General features: G+C 65.8%; 14 protein-coding genes and 1 pseudogene. 12 read left to right on the top strand and 3 right to left on the bottom strand.

The window, feature by feature from the left end:
* Positions 1-44: 44 nt before the first annotated feature.
* Entirely contained in the window at positions 45-3,146 is a 3,102-nt protein-coding gene (locus IV454_RS24730; RefSeq protein ID WP_206088285.1) for an efflux RND transporter permease subunit, read from the bottom strand.
* Positions 3,143-4,297: an efflux RND transporter periplasmic adaptor subunit gene (locus IV454_RS24735; protein WP_206088286.1), complete on the bottom strand. Its 1,155-nt coding sequence runs from the start codon at positions 4,295-4,297 to the stop codon at positions 3,143-3,145. Before IV454_RS24735 ends, IV454_RS24730 begins: the two co-directional genes overlap by 4 nt.
* A 202-nt stretch (positions 4,298-4,499) precedes the next feature.
* Between IV454_RS24735 and hpnC the strand changes: the two genes are divergently transcribed.
* The 6 genes from hpnC (at position 4,500) to IV454_RS24765 (ending at position 9,710) form a co-directional block, all read left to right on the top strand.
* Positions 4,500-5,309 carry a squalene synthase HpnC gene (gene hpnC / locus IV454_RS24740; RefSeq protein ID WP_206088287.1) on the top strand — a complete coding sequence of 270 codons (810 nt, stop codon included), beginning with the start codon at positions 4,500-4,502 and terminating at the stop codon, positions 5,307-5,309.
* Positions 5,310-5,429: 120 nt separating this feature from the next.
* Positions 5,430-6,263: a presqualene diphosphate synthase HpnD gene (gene hpnD / locus IV454_RS24745; protein WP_206088288.1), complete on the top strand. Its 834-nt coding sequence runs from the start codon at positions 5,430-5,432 to the stop codon at positions 6,261-6,263.
* Positions 6,256-7,593 (top strand): hydroxysqualene dehydroxylase HpnE, encoded by a 1,338-nt coding sequence (gene hpnE, locus IV454_RS24750; protein WP_206088289.1) that lies wholly within the window; start codon positions 6,256-6,258, stop codon positions 7,591-7,593. The genes hpnD and hpnE overlap by 8 nt, the downstream gene beginning before the upstream one ends.
* 124 nt (positions 7,594-7,717) lie before the next feature.
* Entirely contained in the window at positions 7,718-7,855 is a 138-nt protein-coding gene (locus tag IV454_RS24755) for a hypothetical protein (RefSeq protein WP_156441575.1), read from the top strand.
* A 17-nt stretch (positions 7,856-7,872) separates the two neighbouring features.
* Positions 7,873-8,883, top strand: coding sequence for a DUF1700 domain-containing protein (locus IV454_RS33055; protein WP_229521825.1), 1,011 nt, complete (start codon positions 7,873-7,875; stop codon positions 8,881-8,883).
* 20 nt (positions 8,884-8,903) lie between these two features.
* On the top strand, positions 8,904-9,710 hold the full coding sequence (locus IV454_RS24765; protein ID WP_206088290.1) for a head GIN domain-containing protein: 807 nt from the start codon (positions 8,904-8,906) through the stop codon (positions 9,708-9,710).
* Here the strand turns inward: IV454_RS24765 and IV454_RS24770 are convergent.
* Positions 9,697-10,953: a TIGR03862 family flavoprotein gene (locus IV454_RS24770; protein WP_206088291.1), complete on the bottom strand. Its 1,257-nt coding sequence runs from the start codon at positions 10,951-10,953 to the stop codon at positions 9,697-9,699. The two genes, IV454_RS24765 and IV454_RS24770, sit on opposite strands and share 14 nt — an antisense overlap.
* Positions 10,954-11,076: 123 nt before the next feature.
* On the opposite strand from IV454_RS24770, the pseudogene IV454_RS24775 reads away from it, so the two are divergent.
* The 6 genes and pseudogenes from IV454_RS24775 to IV454_RS24800 form a co-directional block, all read left to right on the top strand.
* A pseudogene (locus IV454_RS24775) lies at positions 11,077-11,226 on the top strand (IS481 family transposase); the annotation flags it as partial.
* 95 nt (positions 11,227-11,321) lie between these two features.
* Positions 11,322-11,939 (top strand): hypothetical protein, encoded by a 618-nt coding sequence (locus IV454_RS24780; protein ID WP_206088292.1) that lies wholly within the window; start codon positions 11,322-11,324, stop codon positions 11,937-11,939.
* Between the two features lie 196 nt (positions 11,940-12,135).
* Positions 12,136-12,522: a hypothetical protein gene (locus tag IV454_RS24785; RefSeq protein WP_206088293.1), complete on the top strand. Its 387-nt coding sequence runs from the start codon at positions 12,136-12,138 to the stop codon at positions 12,520-12,522.
* Entirely contained in the window at positions 12,519-12,722 is a 204-nt protein-coding gene (locus IV454_RS24790; protein ID WP_206088294.1) for a helix-turn-helix transcriptional regulator, read from the top strand. Before IV454_RS24785 ends, IV454_RS24790 begins: the two co-directional genes overlap by 4 nt.
* Complete coding sequence (locus IV454_RS24795; RefSeq protein ID WP_206088295.1) at positions 12,719-13,645, top strand: alpha/beta fold hydrolase; 927 nt, start codon at positions 12,719-12,721, stop codon at positions 13,643-13,645. Before IV454_RS24790 ends, IV454_RS24795 begins: the two co-directional genes overlap by 4 nt.
* Positions 13,646-13,908: 263 nt before the next feature.
* Positions 13,909-18,483, top strand: coding sequence for a hypothetical protein (locus IV454_RS24800; RefSeq protein ID WP_206088296.1), 4,575 nt, complete (start codon positions 13,909-13,911; stop codon positions 18,481-18,483).
* Positions 18,484-18,498 lie beyond the last annotated feature (15 nt).

Genomic DNA, 18,498 nt, shown 5'->3' on the forward strand with positions numbered 1-18,498 from the left:
TTCGCGGGGACGACGGGGCATCAGGCGAGGGTCTAGCGGAGGCTTTACGTGCGCAGCGCTACCGCTTCCACCGGCTTCTTGACCCGGAAGCAAGTCGCATACAGCGCCGGCAGGAACAGCAAGGTCAAGGCCGTCGCCACCACCAAGCCACCCATGATGGCAACCGCCATCGGTCCCCAGAACACCGAACGCGACAGCGGAATCATCGCCAGCGCGGCCGCCGCGGCCGTCAGGATAATCGGCCGGCAGCGCCGTACCGCCGCCTCGATCACCGCATTCCAAGGCTCGGCCCCGGCAGCGATATCCTGCTCGATCTGATCCACCAGGATCACCGAATTACGGATGATCATGCCGAACAGCGCAATCACACCCAAATTCGCCACGAAGCCGAACGGCCGGTGCAGGATCAGCAGCGCCATCGCGGCGCCAGCCACGCCCAGCGGACCGGTCAGGAACACCAGCAGCGAACGCGAGAAGCTGTGCAGCTGCAGCATCAGCAAGGTGAACACAATGAACAGCACCAGCGGCACGTTCGCGGCAATCGACGCTTCCGCGGCCGCGCTGTCGGCGGCGGCACCGGCCAGCGAGATCGTATAGCCAGGCGGCAGCGCCGCGCGCAAATCAGCCAGCTTCAGGCCGATCTGGTCCGACACGGTCGGCCCCTGGATGCCATCGACCACATCGGCCTGCGCCGTGATCGCCCATTCGCGTCCTTCACGCCACACTACACCCGGTTCCCACACAAAATGCGCACGCGCAATCTGTGAAATCGTCACCGATTTACCCGATGCGGTCGGAATATTCGTGTCGTTGAGTACCGACATGGTGGCACGCTCTTCCACCGGCTGGCGTACCACGATATCGATCAGCTTATTGTCCTCGCGGAACTGGCCGATAGTCGTGCCCGACAGGATGGTGTTGGCCGCGCGCATCACCGTTTGCGAGGTCACACCCAGCGCGCGCAGTTTTTCCTGGTCCAGGTCGAGACGCAGCACCTTGATCGATTCGTTCCAGTTGTCATTGACGCCGATCGCATTCGGATTGGCGCGCATGATGTCCTTGACCTTGTCGGCAAAGTCGCGCACGACGGCGATTTCGGGACCGGCCACGCGGAACTGCACCGGATACGGCACCGGCGGCCCGTTCGGCAGCAGCTTGACCCTGCCGCGCACTTCCGGGAAGTCCTTCTTGAAGATATCGACAATCCTCAGGCGCATCGATTCGCGCTTTTCCAGGCTGCGCGCCAGCACCACGATCTGCGACACGTTCGATTGCGGGAAGATCTGGTCCAGCGGCAGATAGAAGCGCGGGCTACCGTTGCCGACGTAGCTGGTCACGCTCTCGACATCGGCTTCCTTGGCCATCAGCTTCTCGAATTTCTTCACCAAGGCTTCATTGGCGCGGAAAGCGGTGCCTTCCGGCGTCCACATCTCGACCATCAGCTCGGGCCGGCTGGAATCCGGGAAGAATTGCTTCTCGATAAACTTGAAGCCGAACACGCCGAGCCCGAACACGCCCAGGCTCAACGCGATGGTAGTCTTGCGCCACGTCACGCACCAGGTCACGACCCTGCGGAAACGCTGGAAGCCGGGGGTGTTGAACAGGTCGTGTTCGCCTTCGCCGCCCGTATGCGGCTTGACCTTGAGGATCATGTAGCCGATGTAAGGCGTAAAGATCACCGCCACCAGCCACGAAATCAAGAGCGCCAGCGCATTGACCGAGAACATCGAGAAGGTGTACTCGCCCGCCGCCGACTTGGCCAGGCCGATCGGCAAGAAGCCGGCGGCCGTGATCAGGGTGCCGGTCAGCATCGGCATCGCGGTCGAGGTGTAAGCGAAGGTGGCCGCTTCGAAACGCGACATGCCCTCCTCCATCTTGCGCACCATCATTTCGACGGCGATGATGGCGTCATCGACCAGCAAGCCGAGCGCGATGATCAGGGCGCCGAGCGAAATCTTGTGCAAGTCGATGTCGAAAAAGCGCATGAACAGGAAGGTAATGGCCAGCACCAGCGGAATGGTCAGCGCCACCACCAGGCCGGGCCGCGCATCGATGCGCAAGGGCTTGGTATGCAGGCCCAGCGCCAGGAAACTGACCGCCAGCACGATCACCACCGCTTCGATCAGCACCTTGATGAATTCGCTTACCGAGGCCGTCACCGCGCGCGGCTGGTCCGATACCCGTTCGAGTTCGATGCCGACCGGCAGCTTGGCCTTGATGCGGGCCACGGTCTCATCCAGGCCTTTACCCATCTGAATGATGTTGCCGCCCTTTTCCATCGACACGCCAAGGCCGATGACTTCCTTGCCGTTAAAACGCATCTTTTCCAGCGGCGGATCTTCGTATTCGCGCTTGATGGTGGCGAAGTCGCCCAGGCGGAAAGTGGTGCCGTTGGCGCGCAGTTCCAGGTTTTCCAGGTCCTTGGCCGATTTCAAGGCGCCGGTCACCCGCACTTGCAGGTTATCGGTCCCGGTGACCAGCACGCCGGTCGATTCGACCGAGTTCTGGGTGGCGATCTGGTTGGCGATGACCTCGAACGGCACGCCGAGCTGGGCGAATTTCTTGTGCGAGAACTCGATATTGAGCTTTTCGGCCTGGACGCCGAACTGTTCGACTTTCGATACCAGCGGCACGTGCAGCAATTGCTGGCGCACGAAGTCGGCGTATTCCTTGACCTCGGCATAATTGAAACCGTCGGCCGACAGTGCGAAGATGGAACCGTAGGTGTCGCCGAATTCATCGTTGAAGAACGGCCCGATCACACCGGACGGCAAGGTGCCGCGGATATCGCCGATCTTCTTGCGCACCTGGTACCAGGCGTTGGCGGTCTCGCGCGGCGGCGTCGATTCGCGCAGCTGCAGGATGATGATGGTCTCGCCCGGCTTGGAATAGCTCTTGATCTTGTCGATGTAGGGCGTTTCCTGCAACTTCTTTTCGAGCTTGTCGGTCACCTGCTCGGCCATCTGCACCGCGGTCGAACCCGGCCAAATGGCGCGCACCACCATCACCCGGAAGGTGAACGGCGGATCTTCATCCTGCCCCAGGCTGGTATAGCTGATCACCCCGCCCAGCAGCAGCGCGAAAATCAGGTAGCGCGTCAGCGGAATATGCTCAAGCGCCCAGCGAGAAAGATTGAACCCCTTCATTTGGCGACCTCGGCGTTCGGTGCGGACTGCGCTGTTGCCTGCGCTGCTGTCTGCGATAGTGCTTTGGCAGCCGGCACGGGATCGCTCGACGAGGTATCCGGCGGCAGGATCGTCACCTTCTGGCCCTGCTTGAGCAGGTTCACGCCGGCCGTCACCACGGTCTGGCCGGCAGTTACGCCGCCCGCCAGCACGACGTCATTACCGGCGGTGCCGGCAATGGTCACCGGCACCATGCGCGCCACACCCTTGTCGACCAGCCAAACCGAAGTGGTGTTTTTTTCATGAAACAGGGCCGTCAGCGGTACCTTGATTTGCGGCGTGGCCATGGTGCTGGCGAACTGCACCATGGCAGTCATGCCCAGCTTGACGTCGGCGGCGCTGTCGGGAATCGATACCTTGACCGCGTAGGTGCGGGTGGCGGCGTCGGCCACCGGCGATACTTCCCTCACCTTGCCAGGAATGACCACATCCTTGTTGGCCCACAGGCGCACGGTCACGTCGGTCAGCTTGCGCAATTGTTCAACCTTGTCTTCCGGCAGGCCAATGACGATTTCTTTCTCGCCCATCTTGGCCACCCGCACCACCGGCGTGCCGGGCGAGACTACCTGCCCCACTTCCGCATCCACGGCCGTGACCACGCCATCGACATCCGACACCAGGGTGGCGTAGCCAGCCTGGTTCGATTGCCCGAAATAGGCCGCCTGGGCGGCATCGACGCTGGACTGCGCCGAGCTGAACGCCGACACCTTGGCGTCGAGCACAGCCTGGCTGACGAAATTCTTCACGCGTAATTCCTGATAGCGCTTCAATTCCGCCTTGGCCAGGTCGCGCCCGGTTTCAGCCGCGCGCAGGTTGGCCTTGGCCTGGGCCTGCGACAACTGCAAATCCTGGGGATCGAGCTGCATCAGCACCTGGCCCTTCTTGACCACCGTGCCGGGATCGACCTTGCGCGCGGTAATCTTGCCGCCAACCCGGAATCCGAGGCGCGATTCGACCCGCGCCCGCACCTCGCCGGCGAATTCGGCGTTCACGCCCACACTGCTCGACGTCAGCACAAGGGCGCGTACGGGACGGATGTCCTCGGTCTTTTCGACGGGCTTCGAGCAGGCGGCCAGCAGCGCGGCCATCACGGCGGCACTGAGAACGGTCATCGGAGCCAAAGGTCTTTGGCGCAGGTTTTTCACGGGGAACACGGTGTTTTCCTTTACTATGCGGTGGTCGCGATCCCGGGGGATCGGCGATGATGTCGAGATGCTACTACTCGTTCGACCCTGAGAGCTAACTGACTTTCTGGTTAGTAATTATAATCCTGCAAGTTTTATTTGCAAATGACTTTTGCGTCATTAATACTTCATGCCTGTCGATCACTACGAGAACTTCCCTGTCGCCTCTGTTTTGCTGCCCCGGCGGCTGGTGCCGGCCGTCGAAGCGATTTACGCCTTCGCCCGCACCGCCGATGACATCGCCGACGAGGGCGACACGAGCGGCCCCGAGCGTCTAGCCGCCCTGACCGCCTACGAGGCTGCGTTGGACACGATCGCCCGCGGCGAAGTTCATCCCGACCCGCTGTTCCAGCGCCTCGCCGCTGTGATCACCCAATACAAGCTGCCGCTGCAACCGTTTCGCGACCTGCTGTCGGCCTTCAAGCAGGATGTGGCTACCCAGCGCTACCCCAACTTCGAGCTGCTGCTCGACTATTGCCGCCGCTCGGCCAATCCGGTGGGTTTCCTGATGCTCTCGCTGTACGGCGCCGTGGACGACACCAACGTGCGCGATTCGGACGCCATCTGCTCGGCACTGCAACTGATCAACTTCCTGCAAGATGTCGGCATCGACCGGCAAAAAGATCGTATTTACCTGCCGCTCGATGATTTGCAGCGCTTCGGCGTGGCCCCGGCCCAGCTCGACCAGTCGAACACCGACGGCAACTGGCGCGCCCTGATGGCCTTCGAGGTGGCGCGCGCGCGTGCGCTGATGCTGGGCGGCGCGCCGCTGGCGCGGCGCTTGCCGGGCCGCATCGGCTGGGAATTGCGGCTGGTAATCCAGGGCGGCTTGCGCATCCTGGAAGCCATCGAGACGGTCGGCTACGACGTCTTCGGCCAGCGTCCGCAGCTCAAAACGCGCGATTGGCTGGTGATACTGTGGCGGGCAATACGCATGTAAGCCGGCCGCGACCCGCTGTGGCGGCGCCCAATCACGAAAAAACCCGTGTCCTCTGCCGCCACTTGCGCTCATCGGCTATAGAATAGCGGCTTCGCTTCGCGCACCCTTGCATTTTTGACCATGTCCCCTGACGAATACTGCCATCAAAAGACCGTCCAGAGCGGCTCCAGCTTTTATTACAGCTTCCTGTTCCTGCCCCCGGAGCGGCGCCGCGCGATCACCGCGCTGTACGCCTTTTGCCGCGAGGTGGACGACACGGTGGATGAATGCACCGACCAGTCGATCGCCCGCATCAAGCTGGCGTGGTGGCGCAGCGAGCTCTCGGCCATGTACGCCGGCGCGCCCACCCACCCGGTAACGCAAGCCTTGCAGCCCCACCTGACGGTCTACAACTTGCAGGAACAGCATATGCAGGCCATCGTCGACGGCATGGAAATGGACCTCGACCAGACCCGCTACCTCGATTTCCGGGCCATGAAGCGTTATTGCTGGCATGTGGCCAGCGTGGTCGGCATTTTGTCGGCCAGCATTTTCGGCGTGACCAATCCCAAGACGCTCGAGTATGCCGAGCAGCTGGGCCTGGCGTTCCAGCTGACCAATATCATCCGCGACGTGGGCGAAGACGCGCGCAAGGGCCGCATTTACCTGCCCGTCAACGAATTGCAGCAATTCGGCGTGACCGCGGCCGACCTGCTCAACGCGCGCCACAGCGACAAGTTCGAAAACCTGATGCGCTTCCAGACCGAACGCGCGCAAAAGGTCTACGACGAAGCCTTCGCCCTGCTGCCCAAGGAAGACCGGCGCGCCCAGCGTCCCGGCCTGATGATGGCGGCCATCTACCGCACCGTGCTCGACGAAATCGAGCGCGACAACTTTCACGTACTGACCCAGCGCATCTCGCTCACGCCGCTGCGCAAACTGTGGCTGGCGTGGAAGACCTACATCCGTGGCTAAGGCAGCGCACAACGCCGCCGTCATCGGTGGCGGCTGGGCCGGATGCAGCGCGGCCGTCGAACTGGCCCGCGCCGGCTGCAAGGTCACCCTGTTCGAGGCCGCGCGCACCTTGGGCGGACGGGCGCGCGCGGTCGATGTGCAGGGCCGCCAGCTCGACAACGGCCAGCACATCCTGCTCGGCGCCTACAAGGAATCGCTGCGCCTGATGCGCGCGGTCGGCATCGACCTGCGCGCCGCCGTGCTGACCCTGCCGCTGCAAATGCGCTATCCCAGGGACAGCGGCGGCATGGACTTCGTCGCCCCGCGCCTGCCGGCCCCGCTGCACCTGGCCCTGGCCCTGCTGCGCGCCGACGGCCTGGCCTTTGCCGACAAGATGGCCCTGGCGCGCTTTTCCTCGACCGCGCGCTGGATGGACTGGCGCTTGCACAACGATTGCAGTGTCAGCGAATTGCTGGAACGCTACGACCAGACCGAGCGCCTCATCGAGCTGATGTGGCGTCCGCTGTGCCTGGCCGCGCTCAACACCGCGCCCGAGCGCGCCTCGGCCCAGGTATTCCTGGCCGTGCTGCGCGACAGCCTGGGCGCTAGCCGCGCCAGTTCCGACATGCTGCTGCCGCGAGTCGACCTGAGCGCGCTGTTTCCGGTGGCGGCGGCGGCGTTTGTGGAACGCGCGGGCGGCACCGTGCGCCTGGGCGCCAAGGTCGACACGCTCGCGCCCGCCGATGGCGGCGGCTGGCTCCTTGGCGACGGCGAGCACTTCGATGCCGTCGTCATCGCCACCGCCCCGCCGGCGGCGACGACCCTGCTCGAACAGGCCGGAGCCGCCGCCCTGGCGGCCACCCTCCAGCATTTCGAGTACGAGCCGATCACCACCTGCTACCTGCAATATCCGGCCGCGACCCGGCTCGAACTGCCCTTCTACGCCCTGCGCGACAACGCCGCCAGCGGCCACTGGGGCCAGTTCGTGTTCGACCGCGGCCAGCTCGACCCGGCCCAGGCCGGCCTGTTCTCGGTGGTCATCAGCGCCTCGGGCGCGGCCTCGGAACTGGGACGGGAGGCGCTGGCCGGCGCCGTTGCAGCCCAGCTGGCCGCCGTGCTGGGACGTCCGCAACTTGCCCAACCCGCATGGGTGCAGGTCATCAGCGAAAAACGCGCCACCTTTGCCTGCACCCCGGGTCTGGCGCGTCCCGCCAACACGACTGGACTGGCGCGCCTGGCGCTGGCCGGCGACTACACCGCCAGTGACTATCCGGCAACAATCGAATCGGCCGTGCGCAGCGGCGTGGCGGCTGCCCGCCTCGTGTTGGCGCAACAGGCCGTGGAAAAATGAACGACTGTCCCGCGATTTGGTCGTTGACGGCGCTGAAAGTGCAGCCTGTCGCATTCCGGTGGAGTTGAGCTGTCCGTTTTCGTACAGTAGCACCATCGAAACAGGTTTTTTACACGGACAGCACATGAACATCGCACTCGGACTTCGCGCACTCGCATTACTGGTTTTTGTTGCCGCGAGTACCGCCGTCATCGTCATGCCGCACCTGCTCGGCGGCGACCTGCAGATTCTCCATTCGGGTGTGGCGCTGAGCCATTCCTGATGCCAAAGGCGACCATCATGGGCAAACTCGAATATCTCGACGCGCTGCGGCGCGCGATGGCGGGCATTCCCGCCGAAACCCAGGCCAGCACCCTGGCCTGGTACGAACAGCGCTTCATCGACGGCGTGGCGGCCGGCCGCACCGAGGCCGACATCGCCGCCGGGCTCGACGAACCCACCCAGGTCGCCATGAAGCTGCGCGCCACCGTGCACATGCACTCTTTCGAGCAAAAGAAAAATCCCGCCAACCTGATGCGTTTGCTGGTGTCGCTGGCCGGCCTGGCCATCTTCAACCTGTTCATGGTGGTGCCGGCGCTGGTCTATGCGGCCTTCCTGGCCCTGCTGTACGCGGCCGGACTGGCCTTTTACGTGGCCGGCATCGCCATTACCGCCAGCGGCCTGTCGGGCGCCAACGAACTGGTGCTCGACGGCCCTTTCCGCGAATTGATTCTCAGCGACACGTCCGGTGACGAGCGCGACACCATGGAAGTGAAGGTGTCGATCGACCAGGACGGCGTGCGCTTCTTCCGTGAACATATCTCCGGCGACGCTCCCCGCCACGTCGTGGCCACGGCGCACGCAGCCGCCGCGGAAGCCGCGCGCTCTGGCGCAGAAGCTGCACGCGCCGCCGGGGAAGTCGCACGGGCTGCCGGCGAAGTCGCACGGGCTGGCCGGGACGCGGCGCGCGCCGCCCGCGAAGCGGTACGGGCCAGCGGAGCAGCGGCCGCGCGCGCCGACATGGACGACGACGCCGACGCCGACGCGGAGGATGAAGAAGACGAGGAAGCCGCGCCCGCCCCTCCGAAAAAACGCGGCATGGTGCGCCGCGCCGAGGAAGCGGCCAGCGGCGGCCTGCGCATCACCACCAACCTCGAACCCGGCTCGCGCGCCACCCAGACCATGTTCGGCCTCGGCATCGTGCTGGCCGGAATCGTGATCTTCCTGCTCTGCCTGGTCATCACGAAATACACGCTGACCGGCATCCGCCGCTACGCCGAAATGAATGTTTCCCTGCTCAAGGGCAACTAAACGCGGAACCGGAGAATTTCATGCGCTCACTTATCAAAGTCGGCTTCGGCCTGCTGATCCTCGCTTTCGTCCTGATCGCCCTGTTTTACAGCATGCTGCGGGCCCAGGGCACCACCCGCCCGGCCAATCCCGAAGGCCGCGTGGTCGCCAGCGAAACGCGCGCGGTCGGCAAGGGCATCACCTCGGTCGAGCTCGGCGGTCCGATCGACATGACCCTGCGCCAGGGCGCGATGGCCTCGCTGACCGTGCGCGGCGAACAGCGCTTGCTGGGCAATATCGAAACCATGAGCGAAGGCGCCACCCTGCACATCGAAACCAAGGGCATGCTGCTGCACCATAAACAACCGCTGCAAGTGGTGCTGGTCTTGCCCGCGATCGACAAGCTGCGCATCCTGGGCAGCGGCGACAGTACCGTCAATGGCTTCAGCGGCGACAAGATCGACCTGCAACTGCACGGTTCCGGCAATGTCAAGTTCAATGGGCGCTTCCGCGAGGTCGACGCCGGCCTGCAAGGCAGCGGCGACATTGAACTCAACGGCGGCAACTGCGACCAGGTCGACGTCAACGTGGCCGGTTCCGGCGGCATGACGGTGGTCGGCGCGGCCAAGCGCTTCAAGGTGGTGCAGACCGGTTCGGGCGACCTGGACGCCGAGCACCTGAGCGCCGATGCGGTCACCGTCGAACTGACCGGTTCGGGCAACGCCATCGTTCAGGCCCGCAAAAGCGCGGCCGTCAACCTGCGCGGCAGCGGCGAGGTGAACGTGCATGGCAATCCGGACCAGCGCGCCGTGACCCGCAGCGGCTCGGGCGACGTCACGTTCGAGTAGACGCCCTTTGCGCCAGCCAGGCCAGCGCCCCGTGTCCGGCCGCGCGCCCGCTGGCAAAGCAGGCGGTGAGCAGGTAGCCGCCGGTCGGCGCTTCCCAGTCGAGCATTTCGCCGGCCGCGAACACCCCCGGCAGCGCGCGCAGCATGGCATGCCCGTCGAGCGCATCGAAGCGGACCCCGCCGGCGCTGCTGATCGCCTCGTCGATCGGGCGTGCCCGTTTCAAGGTCAGCGGCAGCATTTTCAAGGCCGCCGCCAGGCGCGCCGGGTCGCCGAACTCCTCTGCCGACAGGCATTCGCGCAGCAATCCCGATTTCACACCCTTGATGCCCAGCCGGCTTTGCAGATGGCTAGCCATTGAGCGCGAACCGCGCGGGCGCGCCACGTCTTCCAGCACCCGTTCGGCGCTAAAATCGGGCACCAGGTCGAGCCAGATGGTGGCACTGCCGCTGGCGCCGATCTGCTCGCGCAGGTCGGCCGACAAGGCGTAAATCAGGCTGCCTTCGACGCCGCTGGCGGTGATCACGAACTGCCCCTGGCGCTTGTGCGGGCGGCCCTGCGCATCGGTGGCGGTAATGGCCACGGTGGTCAGGGGCGCGCCCGCATGGCGGCTGCTGAAATGCGCGCTCCAGTCGGTGTCGAAGCCGCAGTTCGACGGCGCCAAAGGCGCTACCGCCACCGCGCGCTCCTGCAACAGCGGCACCCAGGCGCCATCCGAACCCAGGCGCGCCCAGCTGCCGCCGCCGAGCGCCAGGATGACCGCGTCGGCGCCGGCCTCGCGTTCGCCGTCCGGCGTGGCAAAGCGCAGCGCGGCGCCGTTCCAGCCCAGCCAGCGATGGCGCATGTGCAGGCGCACACCCGCATCGCGCAGGCGCTGCAGCCAGGCGCGCAGCAGGGGCGCGGCCTTCATATCGGTGGGAAATACGCGCCCGGAGGTGCCCACGAAGGTCTCGACGCCGAGGCCATGAATCCAGTCGCGCACCGCTTGCGCATCGAAGCGCTCCAGCCACGGCGCCACCTGCGCGGCGCGCGTGCCGTAGCGCCGGATAAAATCGGCGGACGGCTCCGCATGCGTGATGTTCATGCCGCCCTTGCCCGCCAACAGGAATTTGCGCCCCACCGACGGCATCGCGTCGTATAGATCGACCGCCACCCCGCCCTGGCTCAGGACTTCGGCGGCCATCAGGCCGGCCGGACCGCCGCCGATGACGGCGACACGGGCTTGGGGAAGGTTTTCAGCAGACATGACAGACTCGGTGCGGCGGTTGGACGACCCGCATTGTAGTCGACTTCGGCAACCGAAAATTTTTGCCGCTTTCAAATTTCAAGAACGCGGGCACCGCGCGTGCGCTTATTGGGTCGCAAGATGCGCGAGGGCAAGTCGCGCTTGGAAGACCTCATTCCGAAGGCAGAGGACGAAACGATCTCGCCCAAGAAGACCTTCGAGGACGATGAGCCGGGCTTCGTTCGTATTGACATCACATACCTGCCGCAGATGCCGGACGAGACGTCGCGCCGCGACCACGTACAATTCCCTGTTCAAGAATCGACGCTGTCAGGCGGCGGAACCGCTTCCTGGCATGGATGCAAAAACTTTTAGAAATGGAAGATTTCATGACCATCGAATGTTCCGATACAGTGTTCTTCAATGGAAAGCCCTTCACCTTGGCCGGTTTCGCTGGTCGCGGCATATTTAATCCCAACAAGTTCGGACTGAACACGAAGGCCATTTCTACGGATTGTGGGCGGGGTTATTTCTGTACGTATCTCATTGAGAATTCGCAGCTCTTCCTTTCTTCTGTGAATCTCTGGTTGGATCACGAAGACGTTTCCAGCCGCGCCGTTCCTTTATTCGGAAGGCTTCCTCAACGATACGAGGAGCACTGTCGGGTATACGCGAAAGGCGAGATGAAGGACGTCGTGAGGGCGTCGTATGACTTTCGTATCGCTGACTTACGCGAGCACATCAGATTTTCCGGCGCACTTTTGCTTGCCGACGGGCTTATATATGAAATAGACGTGTGTAGGGGATATAGGCCAGCATCCGTTTTTCGCGAGGTGCATGAGATCATCTTCGAGAATGGCGGTGTCATCGGTGTCACCGACAGGTCCGTCGACATACAGCGGATCAGGGATCTGTCTCGCGCAAGAGCGCAAGCGAGTCCACCGGAGGAGGGAAAGTCGTCTGAATGGACCGACCGGGCTTTCGGCTTTTTATACAACGCTTCTTAACCAGTGAAGGAGGTCGGGTGTTGTTGGCCGGCCAGAATTCCCATGCGCGACTGGTAAATGAATGGAAGCCAGTTTCCCGAATTATCCAATAGAACGTCGACCAGCAGCGGCGCGAAAATAGATGTAAAGCTTGCTTGACATGTCGATCGTTCATCCCTACTATGTAAAGCATACTTTACTAACGAGGAGACTGGACATGCATGAAAAAATCATCGGCCGGCGCTATCTGCGCGAACTGTTCGGCGCTATCGGCATCTATGCGCTCATCCTGACGGCGGCCATCGTGTCTGGACGCGCGCTCCCGGAAGGCCCGGTGCGCACCCTGGTGCTGGCCAGTCCGGTGATCGGCATCGCCCTGGCCGCCTGGGCGATCGTGCGCCACATGCGCCGGGTGGACGAATTCATCCGCCAGAGCACCTTGGAAAACCTGGCCATCGCCGCCGCGCTCACGGCCGGCCTGACCCTGACCTACGGCTTTCTGGAAACAGCCGGCTTTCCGCGCTTGTCGATGTTCACCATCTGGCCCTTGATGGGCGCAAGCTGGCTGGTGACCGGCCTGGTGCGCGGATACAGCTTCAAATGAACAACACGATTCGCGAGCTGCGCGCGCAGCATGGGTGGAGCCAGGCGCATCTGGCCGACTTGCTCAAAGTATCGCGCCAGACCGTCAACGCCATCGAAACCGGGCGCTACGACCCGAGCCTGCCGCTGGCGTTTTCCATTGCCCGGCTGTTCGCCCGGCCGCTTGAAACCATTTTCCATCCCGACCAGGAGATTGCATGATTGCCCGCCTTGTTTTAGCAATGATGGTGGCGGCCGCCGCGCCCGCCTTTGCCGCCGACCCGGCGCCGCCGCCCAACCGTTTCGCCGCCACCCTCGTTCCCGCCGAACGCTTCGAGGTCGGCACCATGCTGGTCGAACGGCACGGCCAGCGCGGCCGCCCGCTGATCCTCATTCCGGGCCTGGCCAGCGGTTCCTGGGTGTGGCAGGGCACGGCGCGCCAGCTGATGGGCGATTACACGGTGTACATTGTCACCCTGCCCGGTTTCGACGGCCGCGCGCCGGCGCCGGGCAAGCAGATGGAAGCGGCCCAGCGCGCGCTGGCCCAGCTGATCGATACGCGCAAGCTGGTCAAACCGGTGCTGGTCGGACACAGCCTGGGCGGGGTGCTGGCGCTGTCCCTGGCGGCGCAAATGCCCGAGCGCATCGCCGGCGTGGTCAGCATCGATGGCTTGCCGGTGTTTCCGGGAGCCGAGGACCTGACCGCGCGCCAGCGCGAACAGATGGCGCAGTCGCTGGCGCGCCGCATGGCGCCGGCCGACCAGCGCGCCTTCGCCGCCCAGCAGCAGGATTACATGCGCGGCACCGGCGTGCTGGATATGGCGCGCGCCGACGAACTGGCCAAGCTCAGCGCGCGCAGCGATCCCGGCGCGATGCTGCACTACATGGCCGAGACCTTCGCCATGGACTTGCGCCCGCAGTTACCCAAAATCACCGCGCCGGTACTGCTGATCGCGCCGTATTTCGAGCCCGACGCCGTCCAGCACGAGCTCACCGAGGAAACCAAAAAGACCTATTACGCCTCGCTGATCGAGGCCGCGCCCAGGGCGCAGGTGGTGATGGTGTCGCCCGCGCGCCACTTCGCCATGTTCGACCAGCCGGAACGGGTCAACGAAGCGATCCGTACTTTCCTAAAGGCACTGTAAAGCGCCACTGGTTGCGGCGGCACCACACGCCGCCCCCCTCCGCTCTGCTAGCTTGACCTTCCCGCATGCCCGCGCAGTCGGGAGGCCGCGCGGTTTGCGCGCAACGCGGCAGGCGGCGCAATCAATGGCGCTTGCGCCGGCGCATGGCGAATGCTAACTTGGTTTGGGCCGAAGCCCTGAAAAACAGGCGCGGCGATGTCAACCGGGTTCCGTCGCCGTGTTGCGGCGGAGCATACAGACCGCCTTCGCCAGGAGCATCAGCCATGCCATCCAGGATTGCGCCCACCCCACTTCCATTCGGCCTCTCCGAGTCCGGCTTGCCGGCTCCCGACAGCGCACAGTTCACACAAGATAGCGGGAATGCCTCGGCCGAGCTGCTGCTCCAGCTCGCTTCCGGAGACTGGCTCGGCGATCCCGCCACGGCCTCCAGCGATAGCGGCGCCACCTTGCGCGAACTGGCCGCCGCGCTGCGCGATGCCGGTCCCGGGGAAGCCGCGCAAGGTAGTCCGCTGCGCATCGGCGACGCCCTGGTGGCGCTGCGCCGCCTGCCCTTCCTCAGCACGCGCATCGAAGGCGCGGCGCCGGCGTGGAGCGCAGGCCTGGCGGCCGAACAGCGCATCGGGCCGCTCGCCGACCAGCTCGGCCGGCCATTCTGGCTCGACCTGTTTCGCCCGCTGCGCCAGTTGCGCTTCGTGCGCAGCCACGGCGGGCCGCCATTGCTGAGCCTACCCATCGTGCAGGCGCCGTGGGCCTTGGGCGGCGCCCAGCTGCGCGCCGGCCAGACCCTGACACTCGGCGCGGGCAGTCTGTGGTTCGCGGCCAGCCTGTTCGCCGTGGCGCCGCCGAACGTGTATTGCGGCGTGCGCATCGCGCGCGGCAGCCTGCGATTTTCGGTCGACCTGTCGCTCGACGCCGACGAAGTGCTGTTGCCGCCGGGGGTAGCGTTCGACCTGACCGTCGACTTCGATACGGCCGCCGCCGCGCCCGCGCCCGGCAGCGTGCTCGCCGCCACGGGACGTCGTGCGCCCGACGGCCTGGCCATCGGGCTCGGACCGGGCGGCGCTACCATTGCCGTCGCGGGCGACGCCGGCCTTGGGCTGGGCGCCACCACGGTGACGCTCGCGCCAGCCGCCGGCGCCGCCCGCTACCGGCCCGACCTGAACCGCTTGGTGGTGCCGATGACGCCGGACCGCGCCAAGGTCGCCCTCGGTACAATCGGCTCGACCTTGTTCGGCCCGTCCGGCACCGCGACCGTTACGGCGGCCGGCCTGGCGCTGCCGGCGGCGGTGCTTGACCCCGCCCACCTGGGCCAGGCCAGCGGCGCCGGTGCCCTGATGCTGGAACTGGAAGCGGGCCTCGCGGCCACCTGGCATGGCGAGCCGCGCCCGGTCGAACTCGGCCCGGTACTCATCCTGCTGGACGAAACACGCCTGGCCCTCAGCGGCCAGGCGGCCCGCGCCACCGGACGCGCGCTGCGCCCGCCGCTGGCGCCCCTGTCCGCGCCGGCAACCCTGGCCTACGCACGGATCGACAAGAGCGCGGTGCATTTCCTGGCCGGTGCCGACGGCGCCGAGTCGCTCGCCTTGACTGCCAGGGTCGACGTGCGCCTGCCCAAACCGGTGGACGTGGCCGGCAACCGGGTCGGCCTGACCCTGGCGGCGGCGCAGCTCGTCATCACCACCACCCCGGCGGGCCAGCGCAGCTTGAGCGTGCTCGGCCTGGCGCTGGCGAGCACGCAGGAACGGCCGCTCGCCTTCGCGCTCACCAATGCCGTCATGCGCGCCACCCGGCCGCGCGCCTTTTTCATGCTGGGCAACCTCGACGGCGAGCGCATCGTGGAGGGGCTGGCGCTGACCGCCTACGGCATGGGCGGCCTGCTGCCCTCGCTGCCCGATCCGTATGCCGCCAATACGCCGCTGGGCACGCGCTTCGTGGCCGCCGGCAGCCAGGGATTCCTGCTCAGTCAATTCCAGTTCGGTCCCGCCGGCGAGAAGCTCGGCTTCGTGCTGCCGCAGTCGCTCGCGGTCGCGCCAGCGCTGGCCGGGCCGGGTGTCGCCGGCATTACCGGGCCGGCCATGGCCACTGCCACGGCGCCAGTCAATTATGGCGACCTGTTCGACTTCGAGGCGCAGAACAAGATCGTGCTGCTCGATGTGTCGTCCAACGCCAGCCGCTTCGGGGTCGCGGTGCGCCCGCCGCGCCGGGGCAAACAGGATAGTGCCGGCAGCGCGCCGCTCAAGCCGGTCACGGTGCAGGGACTGGACCTGGCGCTCGACGGGCGCATGCTGGTGCTGCTCACGCTCCCGGCCGTGCAATGGGAACCGGTGCGCAATGTGCCCGGCCCCGAGCCTTTTCCCGACGAGGTGCGCTTCGCCAACAGCGGCGTGCCGACCATCATCGACGTGCCCGGCGTCGAGCTGGTGCGCATCAATCCGCTCGCTGCCTATGACAGCATCCTCGACAATTTCGCCAAGGACCATCCGCAGCCATCGCGCGCGCGCTTCACCTTGCCGTTCGGGATGGTGGCCGATGCCCGCCTGGAGGCCGCCTCGCCGGCCGGGCGCGGCGTGCAGGTCGGCGAAGTGCGCCCCGAGGGCGACGGCTTGCAGGGCGCGCATCAGCTGCGCATCGGCGCGGTCGACCCGGCACTGGTACCAGGCGCCACCCCGGCGCTGCCCGGATTCATTGCCCAACTCACGGTCGCCGAACCAGTCGGCGGCGGCGCGCCGGCCAGCATCCTGGGCGCCAGCGTGACGACCATCGTCAACGGCTATCTCGGCATCGGCCAAGCCACGGCGCTGGTGCCGCTCACGCGGATCGACCTGTCCGGCCATGGCGAGAGCCTGTTCAGCAACTGGGCCAACCCGGACGACCCGGAAACCGGGGTCGCCGCGGCCGAATTCCAGGTGCTCAACGGACGCGCCGCGCACGAGGTAATCCAGGTCAAGAGCATCCTGCTGCCCTATTTCGTGCCGGTGGTGCGCATCATCACGCTCGAACGCAAGGGCAACGCCGTTTTCACGCGCGAGGATAGCGGCTGGCTGGCCGCCGGCGACGGCCGCTACCGGGCCGCGCCGGGCAGCGGCATCGTGGTCCATCCGGGTGTGGTGCGGCGCGCCACCTACGTATCGAACATCCGCGAAACCGGCAGCGCCATCCCCGCTGGCGGCATGGATTTCGTGGCCGTCTATTTCGACACCGACCTGATCCTCGACGGCGCCGCCGCGCCGGTGCCGGCGCGCCGCCAGCTCGGCTATGTCAAACTGTCGATCCCGATGCTTACACCGCCCGTGTACGCCGCCCTGATCACGGCGGCCGGGACGATGGGCGGCGCGCTCGACACCAGCATCCAGATCGCGAGCGGGCGCCAGCGCATGCGCCTGCACCGGGTCGGCGTAGGCATCGCCGCCCCGGAATTCGCCATGACGGCCTGGGGCGGCCTGTCCTTTCCGGCCGGCGGCGACTGGTCGGTGCTGGAAGCGGCCAACCCGCTTGACGCCCCGGCCGCCATCGCCGCCGAGCGCGGCCTGCCGCTGATCCGGCACGGCGCGGCGGGCGCGCCCAGCGTCGCCCCCTACCGCTTCGCCGATCCGGAAGACTTGTTCAACGAGGCCACGCCGCACCGCGACTACGGCTTGCTGCACTCGATGGGAACCCAGCGCGCCTTTTTCCGCCGCCCGCGCATCGAGGCGGCCGCGCCGCACCGGATCGTGTCGTCGCAGCGCCCCGTGGTGGCCGATCCGCTGATCCTGGCCACCTCCACCGGCGCCTTTCCGCGCCAGGCCGATGCCATTCCCTTTCCGAACGCCGCCTATGCGCTGGAAGCGCGCGCCGACGGCAGCTGGGTGCTCGATGCGCCGGCCAGCTTTCCGGCCGGCGTGGCGCGCCGCACCATCCGCAGCGCCGGCACGGTGCGCAGCGACCTCGATTATTCGGGCGCCACCGTCACCTACACGCTCGACACCGCCGAGCCCATACCGTGGCGCTTTGTGCTGGACGATGCGCTCAAGATCATGGCGCACACGGCGATGGGCGACCTGCTGTCCATGGCCGCCGACATCGACGCCGAGGCCGGCCGCGCCACCCGGTTCGCCGATCCGGCCCTGCGCATCGGCGGCCCCTTCGACATCGTCCAGGACTTGTTGACGATCCTCGAAGACCTCGGCATCCCGGCCCGGCCGGAAGTGCGCATGACCAATGAATGGAAGCTCAGCGTGGCCCTCGATGTGCCCTTCGTCGATGCCGCCGGCGAGGATTTCCAGGTCCCTCCGGGCGACCCGCTGCCGACCATCAAATTCGCCGACACCGGGGTGAAAGTCGAAGTGGCGGTCGCGCCCAAGGCCGACGAGGCCAGCCTGACCTTGCACGGTTCGCCGATGTTCGCGATCAAATCGGTGCCCGGCCTCTACGTGGTGGCGATCATCGAGTTCGAACTGAAGCTGTCGACCGAAACCGGCACCACCTACGGCTTCCTGATCGGGGTCGGCATCGCCTACAGCCTGGAGGCCGGGCCGTTCGAGCTGGAGGGCCTGTTCGCCATCACCTTCTTCGCCGTGTTCGGCGATACCGTGCTTGGCTACGGGGTCGGCTTCCTGGTCAAGCTCTCGGCCGAGCTGCCGCCCATCGTATCGATCGAATTGTCGCTGGAAGGAAAGCTGGCGCGGCTGGTGGCGCACAAGGGCCTGGCCGATGAAACGGTGTTCCAGGTCGCCAAGCTGGTGTTTGCCATCGAAGTGTCCATCTTCCTGGTCTTTAATATCTCCCTCGAAGTGGAAACCAGCAAGATCGAGGTCATACGCGGCCCGCTGCTCGAGAGCGACGCCCCCGATGTCATTTGAAAACAGGAGCCTGCC

It is taken from the genome of Massilia antarctica, from assembly GCF_015689335.1.
In the GTDB taxonomy this organism is placed as follows: Bacteria; Pseudomonadota; Gammaproteobacteria; order Burkholderiales; family Burkholderiaceae_D; genus Telluria_A; species Telluria_A antarctica.